Here is a 20,682-nt window from a genome sequence, read left to right on the forward strand (position 1 = left end):
TTGGACCCGGGGGCGGCCACAGACGGGTGTGGCCGCCCCCTTTTCGTCAGTCGTGCCGTTCGGTGCGTTCGATCTCGGCGAACGCGACGGACAGGTAGCCGTCCAACGGCGCACCCGTCACCGCCAGCAGGTCGGCCATGAGCAGCGGAGCGTGCCGGGCCAGGGCGGACGCGTCCGGGGGCGCGTCGTCACCCTCGGGGTCGTACACGCCCAGCGCGCCGGCCAACAGGACGAGCACCACGTGCGGGTCGACATCCGACCGCCAGCGCATCGCGTCCTGCACGCAGCGCGCCAGTACCTGCCGGATGTCGTCACCGTCCAACCCGTCCGGGTGGCCCTCCTCCAGCAGGAGCCGGACCACCGTCCCGAGCACCAGACCGGACCGCTCGTCAGCCGCCAGGTCGGCGACCGCGTCGTCGTACGCCTCATCGTCACGGGCCTGGGCGGCGGCGACGGCTGCCGTGGCGGTCACCGCGATGGCGCGGGCGGAAGCAGGTAGGTGTCGCCAGGTGCCGGTCATCGGGCCAGCATCGCAGACCGGGCCGACACCGGCTGCCGTCGTGGCGTTGGTCACCGCGAACCCGAGCTTCGTCCAAAACGGTTCGCCTGACGTCACACCCACCGCACAGAATGCCGGACATGCTGCGCCGTGCCCTACCCCGCCGTTCGGAAGCCCGCCGGATCCTCGTCGGCACCCTGCTGTCGGCGATCGGGCGCGGCCTGACGTTGCCGTTCCTGTTCATCTACCTGACGGACGTACGCGGACTCACCGATGCCCGGGCCGGGCTCGTGATCGGCTGGTACGGCGCGGTCACCCTGGCCCTGTCGCCGCTGGGCGGGACGCTGATCGACCGGTTCGGCGCACGTCGGATCGTCCTGCCGTGCCTGCTGATCGAGGCGGTCGGCACCGGCTCGCTGGCGCTTGTCGACTCGGCCGGGTCGGCCCTGCTGGTGATGACCGTCATCGCCGTCGGCAGCTCGGCGATCTGGTCCGGGCAGAACACGATCCTCGCCTCGCTGACCGACGACGGCGAACGGCAACGCGTCTTCGGGCTGAACTTCGCCCTGCTCAACCTGGGTATCGGCATCGGCGGCATGACGTCCGGCGCGATCGTCGACACCGCCCGTCCCGGCACCTTCCAGACGATCTACCTGCTGGACGCGGTGACCTACCTGCTGCCGGCGATCATCCTGCTCACCCTGCCCGGGGTGGGTCACCGGCTCGGCAGCCGGCGGGGCGTCGACGAACCCTCGCCCGGCGGTTACCTCACAGTGCTCCGCGACCGCCCCTTCCGACGGCTGGTGATCTTCGGCCTCATCCTCACCACCTGCGGATACGCACAGATCGAGGTGGGCTTCGCCGCGTACGCGGTGCGGGTCGCCGAGGTGCACACCCGGGTAGTGGCGTGGGCGCTCGCCGCCAACACCGTGATGATCGTGCTCGCCCAACTGGTGGTGATCCGCCGGATGGACGGACGCAGCCGTACCCGGGCCCTGGCCGTGGTGGGCGCCGTGTTCGCCACCGCCTGGCTGGTGCTCGGCGCGGCTGGCCTGATCAGCGGTACGAACGCCCTGCTGGCCGCGGTGTGCGTGGTGGCCTGCTCGGCGATCTTCGGCTTCGGCGAGACGATGCTGTCACCGGTCATGCCCGCGTTGACCAACGCGCTGGCCACCGACGAGCTACGCGGCCGCTACAACGCGATGAGTTCGATGATCTTCGGAATCAGCGGTGTCATCGGTCCGGTGACCGCCGGCCCGCTGATCGGTGCCGCTGACGGGAAGGTCTGGGTGGCGACGGTGGTCGGCGGCTGCCTGGTCGCCTCCCTGGTCGCGCTCTCGCTGCGCCGACTGCTCAGCGCCGACCAGGACGGCCGGACCACGCTGATCCCCACCTCCCTCGACCCGACCCCCACCCCCGCCTGACTCCCCGGCACCCGAGGCGCCCGACCCGACACCCAACACGCGCCACCGGCGCGGCATAGACACCCTGCTGCGCCGCGACGTGGCCGACACGCAGCACCCCCGCACCCCGCACCCCGCACCCCGCACCCCGCACCCAAGATCCGCGCAAGTTCACCGATATTGCTGTCTCCAGCGCGCGGGAGGCAGCAACATCCCCGATGTTGTGCGGATCTTGCTTGCGGATCTACCGATTCCCGCGCGATCGCGCTCGATCCTGGATCGAGTGGCATCGGCACGCCCCTGAGGCCACTACTTCCAGGTAGCAGCGTGATCAGGTGACCGACAGGAGCAGGCGAGGCGGGAACAGGGCGAGGCGGCTGCGGGAACGGGTCGGGCCCCGGAGCAGGCGCTCCGGGGCCCGACGTCGCGGGGTCGGCCGTCAGGCGGCGGGGACCTCGGCGGTGGTGCGGATGCGGTCCAGCGCCGGCGCGGAGACCGGCGACTGCGCGGTCAGGTACGCCACGAACGCGTCCAGGTCGATCAGGCCGGTGACCTGGTTGGTGCCGGCGGTGAGGGCGCTGAAGCCGTCACCGCCGCCGGCCAGGAAGTTGTTCACCGTCACCCGGTAGGTGGCGGCCGGGTCGACGGCGGTGCCGCCGATGGTGAGGCTGCCCCGGACCACGCGGGTGCCGACGCACGGGTCGGCCGTGGTGCCGGTGGTGCCGGCCGGGTCGACCACGTAGCCGACGGTCGACGACGGGTACAGCGTCCGGCCGGTGACGAACTGCTGCTCCAGTACGCAGTAGAGCTGCGCCCCGGTCAGGTCGAGGGTCACCAGGTTGTTGGCGAACGGCTGCACCGTGAACGCCTCCTCGTAGGTGACCGGGCCGGCGTTGAGGTCGGCCCGGACACCACCGGGGTTCATGAAGGCGGCGACCGCGTTCTGTTCGTCGTCGGTGGCGGCGAGCTGCGCGTCGGCGACCAGGTTGCCCAGCGGGGATTCGCCCAGGGTCGTACCGAAGAGGGTTTCCTGGGTCTTGGTGATGGCCTCGGTGGTCACGCCGACCTGGCGGTCGGCGACCGGGCCGAGCACGGTCTTGTACCGGTCGATCAGGGCCGTCTGCTTCGGGTCCTTGGCGACGTCCCGGGTGACGACGACGTTGTTCGCGGCGGCGGAGATCACGTCACCACTGCGCCGGTCGATCTTGAGGTCGATGTCGGTGACGAGGCGGCCGAAGGAGCTGGCGCTGGTGACCAGCTTGCCGTTGATGTTGCAGTTGTACGCCTGGTGGGTGTGACCGCTGACCACCACGTCGATCGACGGGTCCATCCGGTTGGCGATGTCCACGATGGGCCCGGTCATGCCGACGCAGTCGTTGATGCCACCGGTAGCCGCCTGGGTGCCCCCCTCGTGCAGGAGCACGACGATGGCCTGTACGCCCTTGCGACGCAGCTCGCGGGCGTACCGGTTGGCGGTCTCCGCCTCGTCGGTGAAGGTGAGACCGGCGACGCCCTGCTGGCTGACGATCTGCGGGGTGCCCTCCAGGGTCATCCCGATGAAGCCGACCTTGACGCCCTGCACCTTGTGGATCGCGTACGGAGCCATCAGCGGCTTGCCGGTCGCCGTCTTGAAGGCGTTGGCGGAGAGGTACTTGAAGCCGGCGCCCCGGTAGGGGGTGCCGTCGGCGCAGCCGTCCACCGGGTGGCAGCCGCCGTTCTGGATGCGCAGCAGCTCGGCGGCGCCCTCGTCGAACTCGTGGTTGCCGACGCTGGCGTAGTCCAGACCGGCCATGCTCAGCGCCTCGATGGTCGGCTCGTCGTGGAACGCGGCGGAGAGCAGCGGTGACGCGCCGATCAGGTCGCCGGCGGCGACGGTGATGGTGTTCTTCTTCTTCGCGGCCGCGCGCAGCTCGGCCAGGTGGGTCGCAAGGTATTCGACGCCGCCCGCGCTCTGCCCGGCGATGGTGCCGCTGGAGCCGCTCGGCGGTTCGAGGTTGCCGTGGAAGTCGTTGAGGGCCAGCAGGGTGACGTCGACCGGCTTCGGTCGCGCGTCGGCCTGCTCTCCGGTGGTGGCGACCGCGCCGAGCGCTGCCACCGCGAGCGCGGTCAGGCCGACAGCGGCCCGACGCATCCCGGGAATGGACATGAAACTCCTCGTGAGAATCGGCGCGTACGGTGCGGCCGGTGGGTCGGACGGCCGCCTGTCGACGCCGTCGGAAGGATCGATCACGCTTGACGGCGGTTGGGCCGTCGCCCGCCCGGCCAGCCTCTCATCCGGACGCTCACCCGTCGAGCCGGGCAGCATCGCAGAGCTGCGAGTACACCGATTGGTCCAGCGACGGTCACCAGCCAGCTCGATCGACACCACGACTGACGCCGCCGGCCGGTCGACCGGCGGCGTCCGCCCGCTCGGTGTTCCGGCCCTTTCCAGTGTGGATGTGGACGCTCGTCCCGGGGCGGCGAGGCGGACGTCGCCGCCCCGCAGCGTCCAGGACTTCAGAGGAGCGCGTCGCGGACCAGTGTCGTGACGGCGTGGGGCGGCCATCCGCCCGCGACTCCGGGGCGCTGCGCCAGGTAGTCGACGATCCGCTCGGCCGGCCAGCCGTGCGACTCGCGCAGCCCACGGGCGATCATGGCCAGGTAGGCGGGTGCGGGTGGCCGGTTTGGCACGGCGGACGCCGGCCCCGGCGCGGTGAAGGTGAGCATCGGAATGCCGGCACGCCGACCGGGGCACACCAGGGTCTCGTAGCGCCCCGGACCGAGCGTCGCCCGCCCGTGGGCGACGGCCGCGTCGATGGCCGCGCCCGTCGCCGGGAGCAGTTCGGCGGTGTCGCCCGGCGGGCGGTACATCTCCTGGGCGGCGATGTCGGTGAACTGGTCGATGGTCACCAGGTAGGCCCGCGCGGCGGCCTCGCCCGGCAGCCCCGGGTCGTAGAACGCCATGCCGCCGGTCCACGCGCCGGACTCGCCGGCGAAGTAGATCCCACCGGGCATCCACACGGGAGCCGACCGGCGCGGTGGGCGGGTGTCGCGGCAACCCGGGTACGTCCGTCGGCCGCCGGGTGGACAGCCGCCGCCGATGTACCAGGCCAGCCGGGCCGCGTGCATGTTCGACCCGTACGCGACGTACCAGACGGGCACGACGTCAGAAGCCGCAGGTCTGGCCGGCCGAGTGGCTGACCTGCACCGAGTGGGTCACGCAGCCGTCCGGCTCGATCCGGTGCAGCAGGAAGGTGGTCGGCTCGGCGACCCAACCGATCACCTCGTCCGTGGCCATGGTGAGGGTGCTCTGCTTCCAGGTGCTGGGCGCCACGGTGAGCACGGTGCCCGCGTACCCCGTGGTGACCGTGCGGTGCAGGTGCCCGGCGGCGACCCGCACGACGTGCCGGTGCCGGCCGATCACCTCGGCCAGCGCGGGCCCGTCGGCGAGCCGGATGGCGTCGGCCGCGGGGATGCCGACCGCGACCGGCGGGTGGTGCAGGCAGAGGATGGCGGGTACCTCCGGACGGCCCGCGAGGACCCCGTCGAGCCAGCTGAGCTGCTCCTCGCCGAGTTGGCCGGCGTCGCTGCCCGGGACGAGGGAGTCGAGCACGACGATCGTCGCCGCCTCGTGGTCGACGTGGTAGTAGGCGGAGAAGCCGCCCCCGAGCCAGGGCGTGCCGCCGAACGCGTCGAGCAGCGACTCGCGGTCGTCGTGGTTGCCGGTGGTCAGGTAGATCGGCAGTGGGAACCGCCCGATCAGCTCGCGCAGCGCCGCGTACTCGTCCGGTCGGCCGTGGTCGGCCAGGTCGCCGGTGATGACCACGCAGTCCGGTCGCGGGCGCAGGGCGAGCACCCGGCCGAGCGCCCGGTGCAGCCCGGCGGCCGGCTCGGCGGCGAGCAGCCCGGTGGTCAGGTGCGGGTCGCTGATGTGCGCGATGAGCATGGGCTTGCCTCCATGGCGTCGGTGATCCCACGCTATCGCCCGGCACCCTTTCCCACAGGCCCGTCCACAGCCTGTGGATAGCACATGTGTACGAAGATGGAAGACCGTCTGCGGAACGTGAGTACGCTTGCTCCAGCCCCTCCCCTACCTGGAACGACGTGCGAGTGGATCATCAGCGAGTCATCCGTGACGTCACCGTCCGCCTGTCGATGGCGTCCAGCGTGCCGGAAGCCTGTCGGTGGACGGTCAGCGCACTGTCCCAGCACACTCCGGCCACCATCTCGGTGTTGCTCGAGGCCCACGACCGGCTGCGCTGTGTGGCGGCGACCGGCGCGTGGCAGGTCTTCGCGACCGTACCGGCGCGCACCGGGATCGTCGGCCGGGTGTACGCCACCGGCACCGCCGCCGTGGTCCCGGACGTCACCGTCGACCCGGACTACCTACCGGTACGCGCCGACGTCACGACCGAGCTGTGCGTTCCGGTACGCGATCCGGGCGGCCGGGTGATCGGCGTACTCGACCTGCAATGGAGTGACCCGGTCGACCTGCGGCCCTGGCGGGAGACCGCGCAGCGGCTGGCGGCCCGGCTCGGCGCGCGGATCTCCGCGCTGGGCGGCCCGCCGTCCGAGAGCCGCAGCGAGAAGCTGCTCCGGCACGCCGCGGCACTGTCCGCCGCCCCCACCGAGGCGGCGGTGATCAGCGCGGCGACCGAGGCCGCTCGGGAGGTGTCCACCCTCTCCACCGCGGTGTTGGTGATCGGCGGTCAGCTCGGCCCGTCCCCGGCGACGCCGGGTGACCTGGAGACCCTGATCCGTGCCGAGCTGGCCGGCGCGGGCCCCGCCGCCCTGGCGAGGATGATCGACCGGGCACACCGGTACGGCGCCGGATACACGCTGGGCGAGTCCGGACATCCCCCGACCGAGGACTATCGACCGCTGACCCGGGCGGGGGTACGCACGCTCGTCGCCGTGCCGTTCGGGCCGACGGACGCCGACGGCGTGCTGCTGGTCGCCGACGGCCGCGCCCTGCACCCGGACCCCACCACGGTCAGCCTCATGGAGCTGCTGGCCGGGCAGGCGTGGACCAGCCTGGACCGGCTGCGTACGCTCGCCCGACTGCGGGAGCAGGCCAGCTCGGACCCGCTCACCGGGCTGCGGCACACCGGCCCGTTCGGGCAGCGGATCGCGGCGGCCACCCCGGGGCGTACGGCCCTGCTGGCGATCGACGTGGACGGCTTCAAGACGGTCAACGACACGTACGGGCACCAGGCCGGCGACCAGGTGCTGGTCGGGTTGGCGCGGGCGCTGGAGGGCGCGCTGCGGCACGGCGACGAGCTGTACCGGATCGGCGGTGACGAGTTCGTCGCGGTGATCGAGGTGAGTCGCCCGGAGGAGGCGGTCCGGATCGCCGAACGGCTGGCCGAGGCGGCCCGCCGTACCGGCCGCACGATCAGCGTGGGCGTCGCGCTACCGCGGCCGGGCGAAACCCCCGACCGCACCCTCAAGCGAGCCGACCAGGCCCTCTACGCGGTCAAACGCCAAGGCCGAGACGGAGTCCACCTCTCCGCCGCCTAACCCGCCCCACCCGCGCCCTTGGACCGCGTCGATCTTGCACTTTCGGACGTCGTTTTGTCGCCTTCACACCTTATGTGGCGACAGAAAGTGCAAGATCGACGCGGCGAGGAGGCGGCGGGGTTAGGGGGTGCGGAGTTCCTTTGCCAGGAGTTCGGCGATCTGGGCGGTGTTGAGGGCTGCGCCCTTGCGGAGGTTGTCGCCGGTGACGAAGAAGTCGAGGGCGCGGGGGTCGTCCAGGGCGCGGCGGATCCGGCCGACCCAGGACGGGTCGGTGCCGACCGCGTCGATCGGCATCGGGAACTCGCCTGCTGCGGGGTCGTCGACCACGATCACGCCCGGCGCGTTACGCAGTGCCTCGCGGGCGCCCTCGGCGTCGACCTCGGTGGCGAAGACGGCGTGTACGGCCACCGAGTGGGCGGTGACCACCGGCACCCGGACGCAGGTGGCGCTGACCTTGAGGTCGGGCAGGCCGAGGATCTTCCGCGACTCGTTGCGGATCTTCATTTCCTCCGACGACCAGCCGACGTCGGCCGACGAGCCCGCCCACGGCACCACGTTGAGCGCCAGCGGCGCCGGGAACGGGCCGAGGTCGTCGCCGACCGCCTGGCGGACGTCGCCGGTGCGCGAGCCGAGCGCCCGATCGCCGGCGACCTTGGCGAGCTGGTCGTGCAGGATGTCCACGCCGGCCTGGCCGGCCCCGGAGACCGCCTGGTAGGAGGCGAGCACCAGCTCCCGCAGGCCGTACTCGCGGTGCAGCGGCGCGACCGCGATGATCATCGCGAGGGTGGTGCAGTTGGCGTTGGCGATGATGCCCCGGGGTCGGTTGCGGACCTGTTCGGGGTTGATCTCCGGAACGACCAGCGGGACGTCCCGGTCCATCCGGAAGGCGCCGGAGTTGTCGACGGCGATCGCGCCCCGCGCGACGGCGATCGGCGCCCACTCGGCGGAGACCTCGTCCGGCACGTCGAACATGGCCACGTCGACCCCGGCGAACGCCTCCGGGGTCAGCGCCTGGACGACGATCTCCTCGCCCCGGCAGCGCACCCGTTTGCCGACCGACCGCTCGGAGGCGATGAGCCGGATCTCGCCCCAGACGTTGCGACGCCCGGTGAGCAGCTCGCACATCACGGTGCCGACGGCACCTGTCGCTCCGACCACGGCGAGGGTGGGCAGCGCCGTCATCGGCGCTACCTACCCGTCCCGGCGTAGACCACGGCTTCGGTGTCGCCACCCAGCTCGAACTGGTCGTGGATGGCGCGGACGGCGGCGTCGAGGTCGGTGTCCCGGCAGACCACGGAGACCCGGATCTCGGAGGTGGAGATCATCTCGATGTTGACCCCGGCGGCACCGAGCGCGGCGAAGAAACCGGCGGCCACGCCGGGGTGCGAGCGCATGCCGGCGCCGATCAGCGAGACCTTGCCGACGTGGTCGTCGTAGAGCAGGCCCTTGAACTTGACCGGCTCCTGGATCTTGCTGAGCGCGGCCATCGCGGTCGGGCCGTCGGCCTTGGGCAGGGTGAACGAGATGTCCGTGCGGCCGGTGCCCTCGGTGGAGACGTTCTGCACGATCATGTCGATGTTGATCTCGGCGCCGGCGACGGTGTCGAAGATCCGCGCGGCGGCACCCGGCTCGTCGGGTACGCCGACGATCGTGATCTTGGCCTCGCTGCGGTCGTGCGCGACCCCGGTGATCAGTGCCTGCTCCATGGAAAGGTCCTCCATCGATCCGGTGACCATCGTGCCGGTGTTGGTCGAGTATGACGAACGGACGTGGATCGGCAACCCCGCCCGGCGGGCGTATTCCACGCTACGCAGGTGCAGCACCTTCGCGCCGCACGCGGCCAGCTCCAACATCTCCTCGTAGGTGATGTCCCTTATGTGCCGGGCGTTGGGCACGATCCGCGGGTCGGCGGTGAAGATGCCGTCCACGTCGGTGTAGATCTCGCAGACGTCGGCGTGCAGGGCGGCGGCGAGCGCCACGGCGGTGGTGTCCGAACCGCCCCGGCCCAGCGTGGTGACGTCCTTGGTGTCCTGCGAGACGCCCTGGAAGCCGGCCACGATGACCACCGAGCCCTCGTCGAGCGCGCCCTTGAGCCGCCCCGGGGTGACGTCGATGATCCGGGCACGGCCGTGCACCGAGGTGGTGATGACGCCGGCCTGCGAGCCGGTGAACGAGCGGGCCTCGTACCCCAGGTTGTGGATGGCCATGGCCAGCAGGGCCATGGAGATCCGCTCCCCGGCGGTGAGCAGCATGTCCAGCTCGCGGCCCGGCGGCAGCGGGCTGACCTGGTTGGCCAGGTCGAGCAGCTCGTCGGTGGTGTCACCCATCGCGGAGACCACCACCACCACGTCGTCGCCGGCCTTGCGGGCGGCGACGATGCGCTCCGCCACCCGCTTGATCCGCTCGGCGTTGGCGACGGAGGACCCGCCGTACTTCTGCACCACGAGTGCCACGACGGTGCACTCCCTCCCAGCGACCCTGAGCGTGCCGACGCCGCCGGAACCGGGGCCGGCGGCGCGTGTCAAACCCCTTGAGGGTATCCGGCGGGTCACGGCGACGGGTCGGGTGATCCCACCATCCGGCCCGCGCGGCCGTCCGGCCGACGCGCTTGGCCAGGTCCGCGAGGGGCCAGGGGTACGCGGACAAACTCCCCCGACACGCCGGGAGGCGGCCGCTGTGCGCCGTTGCCCGCAGGTGCCCCGCACCCACCAGAATGGGCCGGTGCCCGTCCTCTCCCGCCCGGCCGGCCGCGTGCTCGGACCGCTCGTGCTCGCCCTGCCGGTAGCCCTGGTCGCCTGCGACAGCGCCCAGCCCCCGCCCCCGCCGCCGGCCGATCCCGGGCCGGTTCAGGTGGACGGCACCCGTGACGAGTTGGCCGCCCTGGCCGCCGCCGCGCAGGATCGCCACCTGGTGGCGCAGTACGTGTTCAGCCGCAGTGGTCAGCCCGACCGAACCATCGTGTTCACCAGCGCGAACGACGGCAGTTGGCGGGTCGACGTGCCGGGTGGGGCGCTCGGCGGCACGGCCGACGTCTCGCTGGCCGCCACCTCCGACGGGCTGTTCCAGTGCGCCCTGCCCTCGACGGGCCACCCGGAGCCGGCGCGCTGCGTACGCCTCGGCGACCGCGACGACGCCATCCCGCGCCGGCTGGACCCGCGGATCCAGCATCCGCTCACCGACTGGTTGGACGTGCTGACGGACCGGCGCGCGCCGCTCGCGGTGGCCGAGGCCGCCACGCCGAAGGGCCTCGCCGGCACCTGCTACTCGGTGGAGTCCACCTCCGCCTCGCTCAACGCGCCGTTGGACGTCGGCATCTACTGCTACGACCCGGACGGCACGCCGACCGGTGTCCGGACCGACTCCGGAACGCTGCGGCTGGCGGCACCGCCGGGCGCGGCGCCCGCCGCCGTGCAGTTGGCCGGGCCGGTGGTGGATGCGGAACCGCTGGACACGGCGGCTCCGCCGACTCCGGACCCGGCACTCAGCCCGAGCGCGGGAACGTCCTGATCTTCGTACCGTTACGGGTGCTCTTGCCCACATCTCCGCCGCCCACTTTCAATCACTAATCGCCCATACGGGACGATTACCGCCATGGCTGACCTGACTCCGCTGCTCGCCTTCCGCTGGAGCCCCAGGGCCTTCGACCCGAGCGCCACCCTGTCGCCGCCGGAGGCGGCGTCGCTGCTGGAGGCCGCGCGGTGGGCGCCGTCGACGGACAACGGGCAGCCCTGGCGGTTCGCCCTCGGGCACCGGGACGACGAGAACTTCAAGCGCATCCTGATCAACCTCCCGGACGGCGACCAGTGCTGGGCCCGGCACGCCGCGACGCTTGTCGTCGGCGCGCACACCGGCGGCGACGCCGAGCGGGCCGCGTACGACCTCGGTCAGGCGATCGCCCATCTGACCCTCCAGGCCACCGCACTCGGCCTGCACGTGCGCCAGCTCACCCGGTTCGACCGGGCCGGCCTGGCCACCGAACTCGACCTGCCCGGCGGCATCCGACCGCTGGTGGTCGCCGCGGTCGGGCGACTCGGCGACCCGTTCGCCCTGCCGGCCGAGCTGCGCGCCAGCGAGACCGGCCTACGGCACCGCCGCCCGGTCGCCGAGCTGTTGCTCGCCTGAGAACTCAGCCGCCCCGACTGGCGCTCAGCAGCACCGCCGCCGCGTCGGTGTTGCGGTAGAGGACGTGCCGACCCTGTCGAGCGCGGTCGACCAGGCCGGCGGCGTGCAGCGCGGTCAGGTGCGCCGAGACGTTCCCGGCCGACATCCCGGTGCGTCGGGCCAGATCGGTGGTGGTGGTCGCGGTGTCGAGCAGGTACAGCAGCGCCGCCCGGCCGGAGCCGACCACCCGGGCCAACGGGTCGCCGGGTGGTGGCGCGGCCGTCTCCCAGAGCGTCCCGACCGCCCGGACCGGGTACGCGGCGGCCGGCAGCGAGTCCTCCAGCAGGTTCCACAGCACCCGCCGGTGGCTGAAGACCGTCGGGTTCAGCGCCAACCCACGGTCCCGCAGGTCGAAGTCCCGCTCGAACGGGTCGTCGCTGACCACCCGGTCGCCGAGCCAGCGCAGGCTCGGGTGGAGCTGCTCGAAGAACCGCCCGGCGCCGTTCTCGGCGAGCTGGGCGGCGCGGTACGCCACGTCGGCGTCGAGCAACGCCCGCATCCGTGGCCAGTCCGGGGCGATCGCCTCGTCGTACCAGACCCGCATCGCGTCGACGAGCTGCGGCAACAGCCCACGGGGGTCGGCGAGCAGCGCGCGCCCGAACGGGCTCAGTGGCCGACGCGCGGTGGTCGACAGCAGATCCTGGACGACCACGGCCGACGGCGTCGCCGCGATCTGGTCGAGCTGGTCGACCATCTCCACGTTCGGCCGGGCCGCCGGGGTGATGAAGTCGGGCAGCGGGCAACCCCGCCAGGTCAGCTCCACCAGCGGTCGGACCCGCTCGGCAACCTCGGGACGACGCAACGTCACCCGGGCGCGGTCGATCCAGGGCAGGTGCACCGCGTGGTGGACCGGGCTCGCCAGCGCCCACATGCTCATGACCGTCTCGTTGGCCGGCGACACGGCGAGCCGCACGCCCGCCACGTCAGCGAGGCTGAAACGCAACTCGGACACAAGCACCCCCGTAAGCAGGATTCGGTCCAGCCTAAAAGGCTCGACCGCGCTCGTGGGGGCACGGTTCACTCCCCTGCCATGGGGGCCAGAGAGAGCATTCGTACCGCTGTCGCGAACGTCGTACCGCCGGCCGGCCTGACCCGCGCGCTGGCCGTGCAGGCCATGGTCTACGCCGTCGGCAGCGGCCTGTTCCACGCCGGCAGCGCCGTCTTCTTCACCCGGGCGCTGGGGCTCAGCGCCGCCCAGGTCGGGCTGGGCCTGTCCATCGCGGCGGGGGTATCACTGCTGGGCACCGTGCCGCTGGGCGGGCTGACCGACCGGTACGGGCCACAGCGGGTGTGGGTGGTGGGGCTGGTGCTGGACGGGGCGCTCTTCGCGTCTTACCCGTTCGTGGGCGGCTTCGCGGGCTTCCTCGCCGTGGTGGTGGCGTTGGCGGCGGTGGACGCGTCGACGGGTGTGGCGCGGCAGGTCTACTCGATCAACGCGCTACCCCCGGCCGAACGGGTCACCGCACTGGCGTACCAGCGCTCGTCACTGAACGTGGGCTTCGGGCTGGGCGCGGTCATCAGCGGAGTGGTGCTGGCGGTGGACACGATCGGGGCGTACCGCGCGATGGTGTGGTTCATCGCGGCGGTGATCCTGGTGACGGCGCTGTTCGTGCGGCGACTGCCCCGGCTGCCGCAGGTGACGAGGGCGGCGGAGCCGATGAGCCGGCTCGCCGTGCTGCGGGACCGTCCGTTCATGGTGGTGGCCCTGCTGTCCGGGCTGCTCACCGCGCACGGGGTGCTCTACCTGACGGTCCTGCCGCTCTGGATCCTCACCCACACCGATGCCCCGAAGACGGTGATCGCCGCCCTGGTGCTGCTCAACACGGTCCTGATCGTGCTGCTCCAGGTACGCGTCAGCCGAGGCGCGGACACCGCCTCGGGCGCGGCGCGGGCCTCCCTGCGTGGCGGCCTGCTGATCGCCCTGGCCTGTCTGGTCCTGCCGATCTCCGGGCTCACCCGGGGCCCACTCACCGTCGTGGTGCTGGTGGCCGCCGCGACGCTGCTGGTCCTGGCCGAGCTGATCCAGTCGGCGGGCGCCTGGGGGTTCACCGCCACCCTTCCGCCGGACGAGCAGCGCGGCGCGTACGTCGGGGCGCTACGGCTCGGTGAGCAGGTGCAGTACCTGATCGCCCCGGCCGGGTTGACCGCGCTCGGGGTGAGCACCGGCGGCTGGGGTTGGTTACCGACGGCAGCGATCTTCGTGCTGCTCGCGGCGGCGATCGTGCCCGCCGTGGCCTGGACCGAACGGACGCCGAGGCTGGGTTCCCAGGCCCCGGAGCCGACCATGACATCGATCCCATAGTCCGGACCAGCCTTTGCACCCACCGTTCCATCACGTAGGGTGACCTGGTCATGTGGCAGGCGCTTCTTCTCCTTAGCCGCCGCGACGAGGCCTGACCGGCCGGCACCTCGTCGCGGAGTCGCATCGCGCCGTCCAGCACATCTGAGTTTCCTCTCGGCACCGCCGCGCATCGTCGCCCGGCAATCCGCCGACACCTTCCGATCTGCTGACGCCACATGTTCCCAGGGAGCACTCCGAGATGGCTCAACCTGTCACCGACGCCGAATCCGATCCGATCGCCCGGCAACGCCCGAGCCGGATGCCGTACCACCGCTACCAGCCGTACCAGGAGCAGTTCCGGGTCGACCTGCCGGACCGCACCTGGCCCACCCGCACCGTCGAGGCCGCGCCGCGCTGGTGCGCGGTGGACCTGCGCGACGGCAACCAGGCCCTGATCGACCCGATGTCCCCCGAGCGCAAGCGCCGGATGTTCCAGCTGCTGGTGCAGATGGGCTACAAGGAGATCGAGGTCGGCTTCCCGTCGGCCAGCCAGACCGACTTCGACTTCGTCCGGCAGCTCATCGAGCAGGACATGATCCCGGACGACGTCACCATCCAGGTGCTGACGCAGTGCCGGGAGCACCTGATCGACCGGACCTTCGAGTCGCTGCGCGGCGCGAAGCGGGCGATCGTGCACTTCTACAACTCGACCTCGACGCTCCAGCGTCGGGTGGTCTTCGGTCTGGACCGCGACGGCATCGCCGACATCGCCACCACGGGCGCGCGGCTCTGCCAGAAGTACGCGGAGATCCACACCCCGGACACCGAGATCTTCTACGAGTACTCGCCGGAGTCGTACACGGGCACCGAGCTGGAGTACGCGCTGGAGGTGTGCAGCAAGGTCATCGACGTGATCGACCCGACGCCCGACCGCCCGCTGATCATCAACCTGCCGGCCACCGTCGAGATGGCCACCCCGAACGTGTACGCGGACTCGATCGAGTGGATGCACCGGCACCTGCCGCGCCGCGACAGCGTGGTGCTGAGCCTGCACCCGCACAACGACCGGGGCACCGGCGTGGCCGCCGCCGAGCTGGGCCTGCTGGCGGGCGCGGACCGCATCGAGGGCTGCCTGTTCGGCAACGGTGAGCGCACCGGAAACGTCGACCTGGTGACGCTGGGGCTCAACATCTTCTCCCAGGGCATCGACCCGATGATCGACTTCTCGAACATCGACGAGATCCGCCGGGCCGTCGAGTACTGCAACCAACTGCCGGTGCACGAGCGCCACCCGTACGCGGGCGACCTGGTCTACACCGCCTTCTCCGGCTCCCACCAGGACGCGATCAAGAAGGGCTTCGACGCCCTGGCCGCCGATGCGAAGGCGGCCGGCGTACCGGTCGACGAGCACACCTGGGCCGTTCCGTACCTGCCGATTGACCCGAAGGACCTGGGCCGCACCTACGAGGCGGTCATCCGGGTCAACTCGCAGTCCGGCAAGGGCGGCGTCGCGTACATCATGAAGAGCGAGCACCAGCTCGACCTGCCGCGCCGGCTCCAGATCGAGTTCTCCGGCGTCGTACAGCAGGTCACCGACCACGACGGCGGCGAGGTCGACCCGGCAGCCATGTGGGAGATCTTCGCGACGCACTACCTGCTCGACCACCAGCCGGACCCGGTGGTCCGGTTGGCCGGCTACACGATCGGCACCGCCGACGGCAAGGTCGAGATCGAGGCCCAGGTGGGCGTGGGCGGCGAGCAGCGGTCCCTCGCCGCGGTCGGCAACGGTCCCATCGACGCGTACGTCAACGCGCTCCAGGCGGTCGGCGTGGGCGTCCGGGTGCTCGACTACCACGAGCACGCGCTGTCCTCCGGCGGTGACGCGCAGGCCGCCGCGTACGTGGAGTGCGAGGTGGACGGTCGGACGGTCTGGGGTGTCGGCACCGACGCCAACATCGTGACGGCCTCGATCAAGGCGGTCACCAGCGCCGTCAACCGCGCCCGTCGCTGACGCCCGGGTCACGCTCCCGAAGGGCGGTTCTCCTTCGGGGGCGTGGCGGCGGGCATCGAGTGGCAGGGCTGCGACGGCGGTGCCTCGCGGGGTGGCCGGTGCACCAGCACGAGGGCCAGCACCGCGCCGGCCAGCAGCAGCCCCGCGCACCAGGCCAGCGCCCCCCGGAACGCGTCGGTGAGCTCGGTCTTCAGCTCGTAGCCGCCGCCGGACAGCCCCACCAGCAGCGGCAGCGCGGCCACCGCGAGCAGGCTGCCGGCCCGGGACGCGGCGTTGTTGAAGCCGCTGGCGACCCCGGAGAACCGGTCCTGCACGGCCGCGAGCACCGACGCGGTCAGCGGCGCCACCACCAGGGTCAGTCCGAGGCCGAAGAGCAGCACTCCGGGCAGCACGTCGGTCCAGTAGGACGCGCCGGGGCCGACGCCGCGCAGCAGCAGCAGGCCGACGGCGGCGATCACCGGCCCCACGGCCAGCGGCAGTCGGGGGCCGATCCGCGCCGACATCGCACCGGCCCGGGCCGAGCCGACGAGCAGCAGCACCGTCATCGGCAGCAGCGCGATCCCGGTGCGGAACGCGGACCACTCGACGACGTTCTGCAGGTAGACGGCGAAGAAGAAGGTGAACCCGCCCAGCGCCGCGTAGACCACCACGGTGAAGATGTTCAGGACGGAGAAGAGCCGGCTGCTGAACAGCCCGGTGGGCAGCATCGCGGTGTCCCCGCGCCGCCGTTCGAGCAGCACGAAGGCCACCGTCGCCACCACACCGACCAGCGCGGCGATCAGCACCGGCGCCGAGGCGAAGCCCCGCGCGGGAGCGTCGATCAGGGCGTACGTGATACCGGCGAGCGCCAGTGCGCCGAGCACCGCCCCGGCCACGTCGAAGCGGCGACGCGTACGGCCCGGCCCGTGGGTGCGGGAGGCGTTCTCGTCGCGGCTCTCCGGCACCCAGCGCAGCGCGGCCAGCACGACCAGTACGGCGATCGGCAGGTTGAGGAAGAAGATCCACCGCCAGGAGAGCGCGTCGATCAGCCAGCCGCCGATGAACGGCCCCAACGCCGTGGACACTCCGGACAGTCCGGCCCACGCGCCGATCGCCCGGCCCCGGTCGTCGGGGTGGAAGCTGGCCTGGAGCACCGAGAGCGAGCCGGGCGTGAGGAGCGCTCCGCCCGCGCCCTGCACGACACGGGCCGCGATGAGCGAGCCGGTGCCCTGGGCCAGCCCGCACAGCACCGACGCGGCGGTGAACCAGAGCACCCCGATGAGGAACACCCGCCGCCGGCCGAAGCGGTCTCCGAGCGACCCGCCGAGCAGGACGAACGCCGCGAGCGTCAACAGGTACCCGTTGATGGTCCACTGGAGATCGGCGACGTTGGCCCCGAGGTCCTGACCGAGCTTCGGCAGCGCCACGTTGACGACCGTGGTGTCCAGGAAGACCATGCCCGAGGCGAGCACCGCGGCGAGCAGGGTTCCCCTGCCGGCGGCGGTGCCCATCCGCAGTGCGGGCGGCGGTGAGGTGGTCATCCCACCAATCTTGCTTGCACATTGTGGGAGACGCCACGAAACGCCGAAACCGTGCCCGGGTACTGTGCGCAAGCGCCGGGAGCCCGCAAGCTGGAGAGGTGTCGTCTGTGCGTACCAGATCAGGATCGCGTGCGTCGATGGCCGCGCTCGTCGCGGCGCTGGCGCTCGTCATGGCCGGCTGCGTTCCGCCCGAGGAGGCGGGGACCACGCCGACGCCGGGTGGCGGCGGCGGTAACGCCGTCGAGCAGTTGGGCCAGTTGACCGTCGCCACCGCTGGCTCGATGAAGGGCTACAGCCGGGAGCGCTTCCCGCACTGGCGGGACACCGGCAAGAACTGCGACGTGCGGGACACCATCCTGCAACGCGACGGTAAGGACGTGAAGCTCTCCGGCTGCAACGTGGTCGGTGGTCGCTGGGAGAGCGTGTACGACGGCCGCAGCGCGACCGACCCCTCCGACGTGGACATCGACCACACGGTGCCGTTGGCCAACGCGTGGCGCTCGGGCGCCGACGAGTGGGACAACGCCAAGCGCGGTGACTTCGCCAACGACACGACACGTCCACAGCTCATCGCGGTTTCCGCGTCCTCCAATCGGGCAAAGGGTGACCAGGATCCGTCCCAGTGGAAGCCGGCGAACCGGTCGTACTGGTGCCAGTACGCCAAGGACTGGGTGACGGTGAAGCACTACTGGAAGCTGACGGTGACCAGTGCCGAGAAATCCGCGCTGACCGACATGCTGGAGGGCTGTTGATGAGCGAGGAACCGGCGACAGACGCCAAGGCGGACGCGGAAACGGCCCCGTCCGCCGCCGGGATGACCGCCGACGGCACCGGCGACACACCGGCCGCCGTGCCGGGCGCCGGCATGGTCGCGGACTCGACCGGCGCGAGTGCGCCGCAGAGTCGTACCGCCGACATCGTGCCCGGCCCGGGTGGGGTGATGACCGACGAGGTCGGCGTCGTCACGGGTGACCTGACCCTGCGCACCGAGTACGCGGACGGCAAGGTCACGCTGCGGGTGCAGTACAAGGACGCGGACGAGTGGTACGCGGTGACCGGCGGATCGGCCGCGCTGGCCGATCCGGCGGGGCTGGACGCGGTGCACAGCGTCGCCGTCGGACTGCTGAACCGCCCGGAGGGCTGACAACCCCGTACGTGGTCGGGGGCCGTCCGTGGCGGACGGCCCCCGACCACATCACGGGGTGGGGATCAGCTCGCCCGGCGGGTCGACCGGGCCGGTGCCGTCGGTCGGGCGGACCAACTCGACCTCGACCTCGTGCGGCCGGATCCGACCTTCGGCGATGTCCTCGGCGAAGTGGCAGGCCACCCGGTGTCCGCCGACGACGTCGCGCAGCTCCGGCCGCTCGCTCGCACAGCGGGTCGGCTGGGCCCAGGGGCACCGGGTGTGGAACCGGCAGCCCGACGGCGGGTTGCTGGGCGACGGCAGGTCGCCGGCGAGCAGGATGCGCTCGCGGCGGTCCTCGACGACCGGGTCGGGCACCGGCACCGCGGACATCAGCGCCTTGGTGTACGGGTGCATCGGCTCGCGGTACAGGTCGTCGCTGGACGCCTCCTCGACCAGACCGCCGAGGTACATCACGCCCACCGTGTCGGCGATGTGCCGGACCACCGCCAGGTCGTGCGCGATGATCAGGTACGTCAGACCGCGCTCGTTCTGGAGGTCCTCCAGCAGGTTGAGCACCTGGGCCTGGATCGACACGTCGAGCGCGGAGACCGGCTCGTCGGCGACGATCAGGTCCGGGTTGAGCACCAGCGCCCGGGCGATGCCGATCCGCTGGCGCTGACCGCCGGAGAACTCGTGCGGGTACTTGCTGAGGGCGGACGCGGGCAGGCCGACCGCCTCCAGCGTCTCGCGCAGTCGCCGGCTGGTCTCGGCCTTGTCGCCGGCCAGCCCGTGCGCCTTCAGGCCCTCCACCAGCAGCGACTCCACCGACTGGCGCGGGTCGAGGCTGGAGAGCGGGTCCTGGAAGATCATCTGCATCCGGCGGCGGGCCTGCCGCATCGCCTCGCCCTTGAGCGCGCGCACGTCGGTGCCGTCGAACACGATCTCACCGTCGGTGGGCTCGACGAGCCGCAGCAGGCCGCGGCCCAGTGTCGACTTGCCGCAGCCGGACTCGCCGACCAGCCCGTACGTCTCGCCCTTGCGGATGCTCAGCGACACACCGTCGACCGCGTAGACGTACCCGACGGTCCGGTCGAAGAGCAGGCCACTCTTGATCGGGAAGTGGACCTTGACGTCGCGCAGCTCGATCAGCGCGGTGGTCTCGTCGGTCATCGGACCGCCACCTCCTCGGAGACGGGGTTGTTGCAGCGGAGGTCGCCGCCGGTGGCGGTGGGTTCGAGGGGTGGGGGTCCGTCCAGGCACGCGTCCACGACGTTGTCGCAGCGCGGCGCGAACGCGCACCCCTCGGACCACGGGATGTTGTCGGCGACCGACCCGCGGATCGCGTGCAGCCGCTCGCCGCGCGGGGAGTCCAGCCGCGGCACCGAATTGAGCAGCCCGTGGGTGTACGGGTGCCGAGCCTGCGCGAACAGCTCGTGCCGCCGCGCCCGCTCGATCACCTTGCCGCCGTAGAGCACGTTCACCGTGTCGCAGAGTCCGGCGACCACACCCAGGTCGTGGGTGATCATGATCAGCGCCGTGCCGGTCTCGTCGACCAACTGCTTGAGCAGGGTGAGGATCTGCGCCTGGATGGTCACGTCGAGCGCGGTCGTCGGCTCGTCGGCGATCAGCAGCCGGGGCTTGCAGGCCAGCGCGATGGCGATCAGCGCGCGCTGGCGCATACCGCCGGAGATCTGGTGCGGGTACTCGCTGAGTCGCCGCTGCGGGTCGGGGATGCCGACCGCGTCGAGCAGGTCCCGTGCCTCCCGCAGCGCCTGCTTGCGGTCCCGGCCCTGGTGGCGTTCCAGCACCTCGGCCACCTGCACACCGATCGGGATGACCGGGTTCAACGACGACAGCGGGTCCTGGAAGATCATGCCGATCTCCCGGCCGCGCCGGTCACGCATGTCGCCCGGGCGCAGCTTCAGCAGGTCGGCGCCGTCGAACAGCACCTCGCCGCTGACCTTGTTGCCGCGCTTGGGCAGCAGACCCATGATGGCGAGGCTGGTCACGCTCTTGCCGCAGCCGGACTCGCCGACCAGGCCAACGGTCTGACCGGGTTCCACCGTGAAGCTGACGTTGTCGACGGCGGTGAACGGCCGCTCGCCCCGCCGCTGGAACACGACGCTCAGGTCACGCACGTCGAGCAGGCTCATCGGGTCACTTCCTCACTGCTGTGGTTCAT

18 protein-coding genes are annotated in these 20,682 nt (G+C 71.7%); 8 read left to right on the forward strand and 10 right to left on the reverse strand.

From position 1 onward, the window contains the following. Positions 1-46 precede the first annotated feature (46 nt). Positions 47-520: a hypothetical protein gene (locus tag ACN269_RS18470; protein WP_421473609.1), complete on the reverse strand. Its 474-nt coding sequence runs from the start codon at positions 518-520 to the stop codon at positions 47-49. Positions 521-639: 119 nt separating this feature from the next. On the opposite strand from ACN269_RS18470, the gene ACN269_RS18475 reads away from it, so the two are divergent. Continuing rightward, complete coding sequence (locus tag ACN269_RS18475) at positions 640-1,923, forward strand: MFS transporter (RefSeq protein ID WP_421473610.1); 1,284 nt, start codon at positions 640-642, stop codon at positions 1,921-1,923. A 418-nt stretch (positions 1,924-2,341) separates the two neighbouring features. Here the strand turns inward: ACN269_RS18475 and ACN269_RS18480 are convergent, their stop codons facing one another. From ACN269_RS18480 to ACN269_RS18490, 3 genes are all read right to left on the reverse strand, one after another. After that, positions 2,342-4,048, reverse strand: a complete 1,707-nt coding sequence (locus ACN269_RS18480) for a bifunctional metallophosphatase/5'-nucleotidase (protein WP_421473611.1) — start codon at positions 4,046-4,048, stop codon at positions 2,342-2,344. A gap of 350 nt (positions 4,049-4,398) precedes the next feature. Next, the gene (locus ACN269_RS18485) at positions 4,399-5,043 is read right to left on the reverse strand and encodes a histone deacetylase (RefSeq protein ID WP_421473612.1); all 645 of its coding nucleotides are present in this window, start codon (positions 5,041-5,043) and stop codon (positions 4,399-4,401) included. Positions 5,044-5,047: 4 nt separating this feature from the next. Further along, on the reverse strand, positions 5,048-5,827 hold the full coding sequence (locus tag ACN269_RS18490; RefSeq protein ID WP_421473613.1) for a phosphodiesterase: 780 nt from the start codon (positions 5,825-5,827) through the stop codon (positions 5,048-5,050). A 209-nt stretch (positions 5,828-6,036) separates the two neighbouring features. Here ACN269_RS18490 and ACN269_RS18495 point away from each other — a divergent pair, with 209 nt between their 5' ends. Beyond that, positions 6,037-7,401, forward strand: a complete 1,365-nt coding sequence (locus ACN269_RS18495; protein ID WP_421476406.1) for a diguanylate cyclase — start codon at positions 6,037-6,039, stop codon at positions 7,399-7,401. Positions 7,402-7,521: 120 nt separating this feature from the next. Here the strand turns inward: ACN269_RS18495 and ACN269_RS18500 are convergent, their stop codons facing one another. Both ACN269_RS18500 and ACN269_RS18505 read right to left on the reverse strand, forming a co-directional pair. Further along, positions 7,522-8,583 (reverse strand): aspartate-semialdehyde dehydrogenase, encoded by a 1,062-nt coding sequence (locus tag ACN269_RS18500; protein ID WP_421473614.1) that lies wholly within the window; start codon positions 8,581-8,583, stop codon positions 7,522-7,524. Positions 8,584-8,588: 5 nt separating this feature from the next. Then, a complete protein-coding gene (locus ACN269_RS18505; RefSeq protein WP_421473615.1) occupies positions 8,589-9,854 on the reverse strand; it encodes an aspartate kinase in 1,266 nt (421 codons plus the stop codon). 268 nt (positions 9,855-10,122) lie between these two features. On the opposite strand from ACN269_RS18505, the gene ACN269_RS18510 reads away from it, so the two are divergent. Both ACN269_RS18510 and ACN269_RS18515 read left to right on the forward strand, forming a co-directional pair. Continuing rightward, entirely contained in the window at positions 10,123-10,908 is a 786-nt protein-coding gene (locus ACN269_RS18510) for a hypothetical protein (RefSeq protein WP_421473616.1), read from the forward strand. A gap of 84 nt (positions 10,909-10,992) precedes the next feature. Next, on the forward strand, positions 10,993-11,523 hold the full coding sequence (locus ACN269_RS18515) for a nitroreductase family protein (protein WP_421473617.1): 531 nt from the start codon (positions 10,993-10,995) through the stop codon (positions 11,521-11,523). 4 nt (positions 11,524-11,527) lie between these two features. Here ACN269_RS18515 and ACN269_RS18520 read toward each other — a convergent pair whose 3' ends face one another. Continuing rightward, positions 11,528-12,484 (reverse strand): DUF5937 family protein, encoded by a 957-nt coding sequence (locus ACN269_RS18520; protein WP_421473618.1) that lies wholly within the window; start codon positions 12,482-12,484, stop codon positions 11,528-11,530. Between the two features lie 108 nt (positions 12,485-12,592). Between ACN269_RS18520 and ACN269_RS18525 the strand changes: the two genes are divergently transcribed. Both ACN269_RS18525 and leuA read left to right on the forward strand, forming a co-directional pair. Then, the gene (locus ACN269_RS18525; protein ID WP_421473619.1) at positions 12,593-13,864 is read left to right on the forward strand and encodes an MFS transporter; all 1,272 of its coding nucleotides are present in this window, start codon (positions 12,593-12,595) and stop codon (positions 13,862-13,864) included. A gap of 238 nt (positions 13,865-14,102) precedes the next feature. Further along, positions 14,103-15,854 (forward strand): 2-isopropylmalate synthase, encoded by a 1,752-nt coding sequence (gene leuA / locus ACN269_RS18530; RefSeq protein ID WP_421473620.1) that lies wholly within the window; start codon positions 14,103-14,105, stop codon positions 15,852-15,854. Positions 15,855-15,862: 8 nt separating this feature from the next. On the opposite strand, the gene ACN269_RS18535 is transcribed toward leuA, so the two are convergent. After that, positions 15,863-17,374: an MFS transporter gene (locus ACN269_RS18535; RefSeq protein ID WP_421473621.1), complete on the reverse strand. Its 1,512-nt coding sequence runs from the start codon at positions 17,372-17,374 to the stop codon at positions 15,863-15,865. Positions 17,375-17,511: 137 nt separating this feature from the next. Between ACN269_RS18535 and ACN269_RS18540 the strand changes: the two genes are divergently transcribed. Together ACN269_RS18540 and ACN269_RS18545 are read left to right on the forward strand one after the other, a co-directional pair. Continuing rightward, on the forward strand, positions 17,512-18,126 hold the full coding sequence (locus ACN269_RS18540; protein WP_421476408.1) for an HNH endonuclease family protein: 615 nt from the start codon (positions 17,512-17,514) through the stop codon (positions 18,124-18,126). Then, the gene (locus ACN269_RS18545; RefSeq protein WP_421473622.1) at positions 18,126-18,518 is read left to right on the forward strand and encodes a hypothetical protein; all 393 of its coding nucleotides are present in this window, start codon (positions 18,126-18,128) and stop codon (positions 18,516-18,518) included. Before ACN269_RS18540 ends, ACN269_RS18545 begins: the two co-directional genes overlap by 1 nt. 51 nt (positions 18,519-18,569) lie before the next feature. Here ACN269_RS18545 and ACN269_RS18550 read toward each other — a convergent pair whose 3' ends face one another. Then, on the reverse strand, positions 18,570-19,670 hold the full coding sequence (locus ACN269_RS18550; protein WP_421473623.1) for an ABC transporter ATP-binding protein: 1,101 nt from the start codon (positions 19,668-19,670) through the stop codon (positions 18,570-18,572). Next, positions 19,667-20,653: an ABC transporter ATP-binding protein gene (locus tag ACN269_RS18555; RefSeq protein ID WP_421473624.1), complete on the reverse strand. Its 987-nt coding sequence runs from the start codon at positions 20,651-20,653 to the stop codon at positions 19,667-19,669. The genes ACN269_RS18550 and ACN269_RS18555 overlap by 4 nt, the downstream gene beginning before the upstream one ends. Positions 20,654-20,682 lie beyond the last annotated feature (29 nt).

This window comes from Micromonospora sp. WMMD736 (genome assembly GCF_049179015.1).
In the GTDB taxonomy this organism is placed as follows: Bacteria; Actinomycetota; Actinomycetes; order Mycobacteriales; family Micromonosporaceae; genus Micromonospora.